The following is a 7,999-nucleotide window of genomic DNA, read 5'->3' as shown; positions in this document are numbered from 1 at the left end:
CATGGTTCAGTCCTTTTTCGCCGCCTTTATAACGGCAAAATTAGACTCTTTTACCACGGAAAACTATGCCTCAGAATGCTGCACTTTTGAGTGCCGGAGTTATGCACTTTCCAAATGCCGCGTACACTTCGCATCAGTCCGTTTATGACAGATGAAACGTCCCTGCCATCAATTTTGACGTTTTTCTCTTTTGTTTGACCGAGCAATTTTGTATTTTTATGAGTCTATAGAAAGGAATCCTTATGAAAAACATGTTGCCGTTGATGATTTTTGCTTTCATGGTGGCCGCCGGCGGATATTGCGTTGCCGCCCAGACCAATGATCACAAGGCGGTTTTCCATGCCGCCGATACCAACCGGAGCGGCCGGATAACGCTGGATGAATTCAAGCGCCATGCGAAGCAGGAATTCTTTCGGAATATAGACCGCGACAACGATAAAAAAATTGACCGCCGGGAATGGAAGGCGGCCTTTCCCGCGCCCCGGACGGACGATCATTTTGAATCGGCCGACGCCGACCGCGACGCCGCCCTCTCTTTTCTTGAATTTTCCCGGAAAATTGACGAGCGCTACGATTACGGCGAGGTCTTCAACGCCCTGGACCGCAACCGCGACGGTAGTCTGGCGCCCGACGAGTTCAACGCCCGCCCGGCCTTTAATATTCTATCAATCCGGTTTTAAAAGAATAAAAGAGCGTCTCTCACAAAGAGCACAGAGTCCGCAGAGAGGGGCTTTCTTTGTGCGCTCTGTGAACTCTGGCGAATTTTATGAGCGGGCGAGATAAATCCCAATTGAAAAGCGGACGCAACGGCATGCTGTATGTTGAATTGTGCCATCCTTCCGGCGCGCAATTGGATGTTTATCTGCACGGCGCGCATGCGACTTCCTGGCGTGATAAAAACGGCAATGAATTATTGTTCTTGAGCAAAAAATCTCTCTTTAAGCCGGATTTTCCCATCCGCGGCGGCATCCCCGTTGTTTTCCCCCAGTTCGGCGGCGGGCCGCTTCCAAAACACGGTTTTGCCCGTATCGCGGAATGGACTTATCTCAGATCGGGAATGTCCTCCGCCGGTTGCGCCGAGGCCGTCTTTGAGCTGGCCGACAGCGATGAAACCATGAGGTTCTGGCCGCATAAATTCCGCCTGGAGCTTGTCTTCCGGCTGTCGCCGGCGGAACTGGAAGTTTGTTTTTCCGTCCGGAACGCCGGGCAGTCGGATTTTATATTTCAGAACGGTTTGCATACCTATTTTGCGGCGGCGGACATTAATCGCGCCGCCGTGGAAGGGCTGGCCGGTAAAAAATTCATTGATTTTCTTGAGCCGGGTCCGGAAGCGACGGAAAAACGCCCGTGGATTACGTTTGACCGCGAGGTTGACCGGGTTTATCCCTTTGCCCCGGACAAACTGGTCATGGAGGATGGCGGTAACCGGCGGGAAATTGTTATTGAAAAGCAGGGAATGAATGACGTCGTTGTCTGGAACCCGTGGGCGGATAAATCAAGACGGATGGAGGATTTCGGGGATGAAGAATATAAAAGCATGGTTTGCGTTGAAACCGGCAATTTGCACGAGCCCGTGCGGCTTGGGGCCGGTGCGGTTCAGGCCGGCTCCACGAAATTCATTTCAGGAATGTTGAAAGCACAAGGTTGAGCAGTCCCCCTCCCAGAAAGGCCGTCAAGATCATGATCGCGCTGGCCTTGGCCATGTCTTTCAACCCAAGCTCGCGCAACAACACCACAAACGCCGCCGCGCACGGGAAATAAGCCGTCAGCACGACGCTGGCCACGATCAACTGACGGAGGCTTAAATTCAGCGGCGCCAGCATGCCCACCGCCACGTCCTTTCTCAAAAGCCCCACCACCAGCGAGGCGACCGCTTCCGAGGGCAGTCCCAGCAGGCGTTTCATAACGGGATCTAGAATCCTGCTTAAAAAATCAATAATCCCGAGGGTATGCAGGAGGTTGACAAATAATACTCCCAGCAGGACGTAAGGCAATGCCTCGCGGATGAATCCGCGGCTGCGCATCCAGATTTTCTGCAGAAGCGGCTTCCAGTAAGGCAGGCGGTAGGGCGGAATATCCAGGATCATTTCCGGCGTTTCTCCCTTGACCCAGCGTTTCATGAGCGTGCCGAGAATAATCCAGAACGCGAACAGCGAAAGGAATACCGCCGGAATTCCCAGCGCGCCGTGTTTGCCGAGGATTCCGGCCACCATGGCGATTTGCGCCATGCACGGCACGCAGACCCCCACCAGCGTGGCGGCGACGAACCTTTCCTTGCGGGTCTCAAAAACGCGCGCCGCCAGCGCGGCCGGCACGTTACACCCGAGCCCGAGCAGCATCGGCACAACCGCAAAACCGTGCAGTCCGACCCGGTGCATGATGTTATCCATCAGCACTCCCAGCCGCGGCAGATAACCGACGTCTTCCAGGATGCTCAGGACAAGATAAAACGCCAGCACGTAAGGCAATACCGCGCCAAGCGGGATGAACAAACCTGTGGTCAGCAGTCCCATCGCTTCGCCGAACTCTATTTGTCCTTCCACGAGATGGCCGATCAACAGGTCGTGCCAGAACCCCTTCCGGCCGAGCGCGTCCGAGAGCCATTTCATCACCGGAAGCCAGAGCCGTTCAAAAACCGGCTCGGCGGCGAATTTAATAAGTCCTTCCCCGATAAAACGCACGATTTCAAACGCCGCGGCCAATACTCCCACAGCGAAGACGTGTCCCCAGACCGGGTGAACGGTCAGGCGGCTGATGCGATGGGGCAGGGTGGGGTGCTGATGCCGCACATGCTGGACCGCATCCACGGTTTCGCCGATCACGCGCCATTTGTCCTCATCCTGGAACACACACGTTCCCGGTTTTGCCTTGAGGATCGTCTCTTTCAGCGTCTTGATTCCTTCGCCGCTCAAGGCGCAGATGGGGACGACCGGGACGCCGAGGAACTCTTCCAGTTTCTGCGGGTCAATGGTAATACCCAGGTCTTCAATCTCGTCCCACATGTTCAGCGCGACCACCATTGGAGCGCCCTGCCGGATAAGCTGGAGCGTCAGGCCGAGATTGCGCTCCAGGTTGGTGGCATCCACCACGTTGACGACAAGGTCGGCCCGGGACAGCAATATGGCCGCCACTTCCTCGGCCCGGCTGGAAGCATTCAGGCTGTATGTTCCCGGGACGTCAATGATTTCAAGCTCCGTATCGTTAATGGCAAGCTTGCCGCTGGCAAATTCAACCGTACTGCCGGCGTAATTGGAGATGATAACCTGTGTGCCGGTGAGCCGTGAAAAGACGGCGCTTTTACCGACGTTCGGTCCGCCCATTAGCACCGCCCGGAGCGTTTTTTTTGCCGGCTTTTTGTCGTCGGATTCCTTTTTATGCATCTTCCGTCCTTTTCACGATCACCCTGCCGGCAATGCCCCGTCCGAGGGCCACGTAACGTCCGTCCACGCAAACGGTTATAGGCCCGCCGAGAAACTGGGCGCTGATTTTGGCAAGCTTTTTGCCCGGCCGCAGGCCGAGCGCTTCCAGCCTCCAGGCAATGCCGCGTCCGCCTTCAATCGCTTGAATGACAGCCTGCTCGCCGGAACGCAGGTCTTTAATTGAAATTCCCAATGTTTTTTTTCCTTCCGGAATGTTTTAACCGGCATGCCCGGCACAGTCCCTTGATGCTCATCCGGTGTTCCAGGGCCTGAAATCCGTGTTTACGGCAGATGGCTTCCTGCCGTTTTTCAATGCCAGCGTCGTTGAATTCAATCGCCCGGCCGCAGGCGACGCAGAGCAGGTGGTCGTGATGTTTTTGCGTGAATTCATAGCGCGCCTTTCCTCCGCAGCGGAAAACCTCCTGGATTATTCCGGCCCGTGCCAGGCGGGAAAGCGTCCGGTAGACGGTTGCCTTTGAGGCGCGCAGTCCCTTGCGCTGCAAACGCGCGGTGAGCTGGTCGGCGTCCAGGTGAATCTGCGAGGAAACTAATTCGCGCACAATGCGTTCCCGCTCGGGTGTCCAGCGCATGCCGCGCCGGCGCCACTCGTCGCGCAGTTGTTCCACATATTTATGCCTTGAGCGCGTCATAATTCAAAGTATAGGAATTTCAAAAATACGCGCAAACCTGCCTTTGTAGCCGAACCCCTGTTCGGCGATGCAGGTTTTGTCGTCCGGAATCGCCGCAGGGGGATGCGGCTCCTACCGCGGTCAAATACAGTTGCCGCCTTTGGCGGCCTGTTTAATTGCAGTTGATTCTCAATTGCAATTGCGGTATCATTCATTTTATGCGCGTTTTGTCAACAGAATTATTATTGCCTGAATATTGCGCGATGTTCGGGTCGTATGTTTTAAAGGAACGGATTAAATTGCCGTGAAACAAACAGATCAGGGCTTGGGAACGGGAGCCAATATTATCCTGGAGAGCATATCGGACGGCGTGTTCACGGTTGACGAAAACTGGCGCATTACCTCGTTCAACCGGGCGGCGGAGGAAATCACCGGCATTTCCCGACGGGAGGCCGTTGGCCGCCGTTGCGCCGAGGTGCTCAGGGCCGGCATGTGCGAATCCGACTGCGCTTTGCGGAAAACGCTGGAAACCGGCCGGCCGATCATCAATAAACCCGCTTTTATTGTGAATATTGAAGGGCGCCGCATCCCGATCAGCGTTTCCACCGCCATTCTGAAGAACAAGAAGGGCCAAATCATCGGCGGCGCCGAAACTTTCCGGGACTTGAGCCTGGTGGAAGAACTGCGCCGGGAAATAGAAGGCCATTACCGGATTGGCGATTTGATCAGCCGCAATGCGGTTATGCGCCGTATTTTTGACGTTCTGCCCCAGATTGCCGCCAGCGAAAGCACGGCGCTGGTTCAGGGCGAAACCGGCACCGGCAAGGAACTTGTGGCCCGCGCCATACACGCGCTCAGTCCCAGGGCAAAAGGGCCGTTTGTGGCGGTCAATTGCGGCGCGCTTCCCGATACGCTCCTGGAATCCGAGCTTTTCGGCTATAAAGCCGGCGCCTTCACCGGCGCCGATAAAGACAAGCCGGGAAGATTTGCTTTGGCTGAAGGCGGAACGTTGTTTCTTGATGAGATCGGGGAAATAAGCCCCGCGCTTCAAATCCGTCTGCTGCGCATTTTGCAGGAAAAAACCTATGAACCGCTGGGCGGGACAAAATCCATTGCGGCCAACGTCCGTATAATCGCCGCCGCCAACCGCGACCTGGCTGTTTTGGTCAAAAAAGGTGTTTTCCGGCAGGACCTTTTTTACCGCGTCAATGTCGTGAAAATTGAACTGCCGCCGCTCCGCAGACGCAAAGAAGATGTTCCCTTGCTCGTTGATCATTTCATCGGCCGGTTCAACCGCATCCAGGGAAAAGCCGTAAAAGGCATCAGCGCGGAGGCGATGGCTTTGCTCATGGCGCATGATTTTCCCGGCAATGTCAGGGAACTGGAAAATATAATTGAGCACGCATTTGTGCTCTGCGGCAAGGGACAGATTGAGCCGCGTCATTTGCCGGAAGAATTTATCATCCGCGCGCCTGTGCCGAAAACATCCGGGAACATCCGCAATATGGTGCAGATAACCGAAGCGCAGGCCATTTTTGCCGCCCTGGAAAAGAACAAATTCAACCGTTTGGCCGCGGCCCGGGAACTGGGAATACATAAAAGCACCTTTTTCCGCAAGCTCAAGGCGCTTCGTATTTCCCTGCCGCCAAAAACAACCGGCCGCGGGAAAGGGGGATAAGTTGTTTTGCCTTGTTTTTCGGCCGTCCGCTTGTTACTTTTTGAGAACAGGAGGAAGGCCATGACAAAAAGGATGCATATGGCAAGAAAAATAAAAAATGTTTCAATGTTTTTTGCGCTGGTTTTGCTGGCATCCGCCTGCTGTTGCCGGGTGGAAAACGATCAGGCGCAGCCGGCCGGACAAAAATCAGCGGCGCGCGAGGCGATAAACGGATTTACCGGAAAAACCGCCGTGGATACTTTGCAGCGCGCCAGGCCGAAAATAGAAGCCGCCGGCGCGGTTGAACAGCGGAAACAGAGCGATCTTGAGAGCTTGACCGCGCCCTGAAACAGGGGGCGCGCCCGTCAAAGCAAATTCGCGCCGGCAGATAACGGATGTTGAGCGGTTGGCATGACCAATGTAGGACACAACTTGACGGGTATTGCGCTCGGCATTATATGCCTGCCGAAAGGCTCTTCCCTCTTGAGAACCAGCGTCCATTTGCTGGTTTTTATCACGTTATCCATGATGCCGGACCACGATATTCCCGGATGGGGGCATTCCAATTACCGGGTCAGCCATAGCTTGTTCGTCCATCTCTTGCCCATGGGAGTCGCCATTATGTTGCTTGCCTGGAAAAGGGGATGGCGGGCGCGGCTTGGCGGATGGCCCGTTGTTATTTGCGGCGGCCTGGCATGGATGAGTCATTTTTTATTGGATACGTTTTACAACCATGGCGCTGGGCTGGCCATGTTCTGGCCTTTTTCCGCAACGCGTGTGTCTCTGCCGATTCCGTGTTTTTCAACCCTCTCTCATGGCCCGGATTCATTCTGGTCGCACAATCTGCGCGTGTACGCCGTTGAAACGGCCTGTTACGGCCCGCTGGTGTTGCTGGCCTTGGCGGCAAGAATGATTTTTTCCAAATTTTGCACGCCAGTGCGCAAAATTTAGGTTTTTCAAAAACCGCCGCGGTTTTTGCGCTCAGTTTCTGCCGGCGCCGCATCTTCCGTTTGTTCTTCCCGCGCCTTGAAATTCCGTACCCCTTAATCCAGCGGCGGAATGAGTCGGACAGGATAAGAGCATATTCCGTAATCCCGTCCAAATGTTTGCAAAATTCTTCTGCGGACTAAATAGTGCTTGTCCGCCATGGTCGCATTTTTGCTCATGTATTTTAATAAAAGTCGCAATAATGCGCCTTAATTGCGACGAGTGCGGCGGCCGGTATATTGGTTTAAACAATTACTTATTAAAGACATATGCTGAAAAATCACAGGCTTTCAAAAATCTGGCATGGTTAATGCTATACATTATTATTGGTAAGTTATGAAAACAGCGATTTCATCGTGGAACGGAAGAATTGCGCCGGTATTTGATGTTTCCAGGCAGATAGCGGTGCTGGAGACAAACGGCGCAAGGGTAATCAGCCGCCAAACGGATAATCTTGAAACAGACGAACCGTTTGCGAAAATAAATCAACTTATGGAGCTTGGCATTGACGCGTTGATTTGCGGGGCTGTTTCGCGTCCCCTGGCGGACATGATAACCGCGCGGGGAATAAAACTGATTCCGTTCGTCGCCGGCGAAATTGAACAGGTTGAGGGGGCATATCTGACAGGAAATCTGGGGAACGCGGCATTTGCCATGCCGGGATGCTGCGGCCGCCGGCAGAGATTCAGAGGAGCCGGCGGCGGCCGGGGCCGGGGCGCGTGTTTTGGCGGCAGAAGAAGAGCGTTTATGTGAAGGAGGAAAAATTATGAAAATATTGGTAACAGCCAAAGGCAGAGAGATGACTGACGAAGTGGACCCGCGTTTCGGGCGGGCGAAGTTTTTTATCATCGTGGACACCGATACGAATGAAGTGTCCGCGCATGACAATTCGCAAAATTTGAACGCGGCGCAGGGCGCGGGCATTCAAGCGGCTCAAGGTGTTGTCCGGCTGGGAGCGGAAGCGGTCATCAGCGGCAATGTGGGGCCCAACGCTTTTCAAACCCTCAATGCCGCCGGTGTAAAAATGTATTTATGTCCGCAAGCCACGGTGGAGGAAGCGGTTAATAAATTCAAGGCGGGCGAATTGAAAGAGGTTTCGGCGGCTAACGTTCAGGGACATTGGAATTGATGATTTCTAAAAAGCAAAATACCGGAAAGGAGGTGAGTAAGATGCCAGGAGGAGATGGAACAGGACCACTTGGAATGGGACCGATGACGGGCCGCGCCGCAGGATATTGTGCTGGTTACGGAACACCCGGATACATAAATCCGATTCCCGGACGAGGTTTTGGAATGGGATTCGGACG

Annotated in this window: 11 protein-coding genes; 8 read left to right on the top strand and 3 right to left on the bottom strand. The window is 54.4% G+C overall.

All coding sequences use genetic code 11. The features are described 5' to 3' along the window. Positions 1 to 242: 242 nt before the first annotated feature. Positions 243 to 680, top strand: a complete 438-nt coding sequence (locus tag PHP98_06520) for an EF-hand domain-containing protein (GenBank protein ID MDD5483289.1) — start codon at positions 243 to 245, stop codon at positions 678 to 680. Positions 681 to 766: 86 nt separating this feature from the next. After that, positions 767 to 1,648 carry a D-hexose-6-phosphate mutarotase gene (locus tag PHP98_06515; GenBank protein ID MDD5483288.1) on the top strand — a complete coding sequence of 294 codons (882 nt, stop codon included), beginning with the start codon at positions 767 to 769 and terminating at the stop codon, positions 1,646 to 1,648. Here the strand turns inward: PHP98_06515 and PHP98_06510 are convergent. The 3 genes from PHP98_06510 to PHP98_06500 are packed head-to-tail and all read right to left on the bottom strand — an operon-like array spanning position 1,617 to position 4,069. After that, complete coding sequence (locus tag PHP98_06510) at positions 1,617 to 3,380, bottom strand: ferrous iron transporter B (GenBank protein ID MDD5483287.1); 1,764 nt, start codon at positions 3,378 to 3,380, stop codon at positions 1,617 to 1,619. The genes PHP98_06515 and PHP98_06510 overlap by 32 nt on opposite strands. Continuing rightward, positions 3,373 to 3,612, bottom strand: coding sequence for a FeoA family protein (locus PHP98_06505; protein ID MDD5483286.1), 240 nt, complete (start codon positions 3,610 to 3,612; stop codon positions 3,373 to 3,375). The genes PHP98_06510 and PHP98_06505 overlap by 8 nt, the downstream gene beginning before the upstream one ends. Next, the gene (locus PHP98_06500) at positions 3,596 to 4,069 is read right to left on the bottom strand and encodes a Fur family transcriptional regulator (protein MDD5483285.1); all 474 of its coding nucleotides are present in this window, start codon (positions 4,067 to 4,069) and stop codon (positions 3,596 to 3,598) included. The genes PHP98_06505 and PHP98_06500 overlap by 17 nt, the downstream gene beginning before the upstream one ends. A gap of 283 nt (positions 4,070 to 4,352) precedes the next feature. On the opposite strand from PHP98_06500, the gene PHP98_06495 reads away from it, so the two are divergent. The 6 genes from PHP98_06495 to PHP98_06470 form a co-directional block, all read left to right on the top strand. Next, complete coding sequence (locus PHP98_06495) at positions 4,353 to 5,726, top strand: sigma 54-interacting transcriptional regulator (protein ID MDD5483284.1); 1,374 nt, start codon at positions 4,353 to 4,355, stop codon at positions 5,724 to 5,726. 60 nt (positions 5,727 to 5,786) lie between these two features. Further along, entirely contained in the window at positions 5,787 to 6,053 is a 267-nt protein-coding gene (locus PHP98_06490; GenBank protein ID MDD5483283.1) for a hypothetical protein, read from the top strand. Between the two features lie 63 nt (positions 6,054 to 6,116). Further along, positions 6,117 to 6,656 carry a metal-dependent hydrolase gene (locus PHP98_06485; protein MDD5483282.1) on the top strand — a complete coding sequence of 180 codons (540 nt, stop codon included), beginning with the start codon at positions 6,117 to 6,119 and terminating at the stop codon, positions 6,654 to 6,656. Positions 6,657 to 7,028: 372 nt separating this feature from the next. Further along, the gene (locus PHP98_06480; protein MDD5483281.1) at positions 7,029 to 7,445 is read left to right on the top strand and encodes a NifB/NifX family molybdenum-iron cluster-binding protein; all 417 of its coding nucleotides are present in this window, start codon (positions 7,029 to 7,031) and stop codon (positions 7,443 to 7,445) included. A gap of 13 nt (positions 7,446 to 7,458) precedes the next feature. Beyond that, complete coding sequence (locus PHP98_06475; protein MDD5483280.1) at positions 7,459 to 7,821, top strand: NifB/NifX family molybdenum-iron cluster-binding protein; 363 nt, start codon at positions 7,459 to 7,461, stop codon at positions 7,819 to 7,821. A gap of 41 nt (positions 7,822 to 7,862) precedes the next feature. Further along, a partial coding sequence (locus PHP98_06470; protein ID MDD5483279.1) for a DUF5320 domain-containing protein occupies positions 7,863 to 7,999 on the top strand: 137 nt, incomplete at its 3' end.

It is taken from the genome of Kiritimatiellia bacterium (genome assembly GCA_028715905.1).
Lineage (GTDB): Bacteria > Verrucomicrobiota > Kiritimatiellia > JAAZAB01 > JAAZAB01 > JAQUQV01.
Note: the sequence above shows the minus strand (reverse complement) of the source record. Positions and strands in the feature narration are given on the sequence as shown.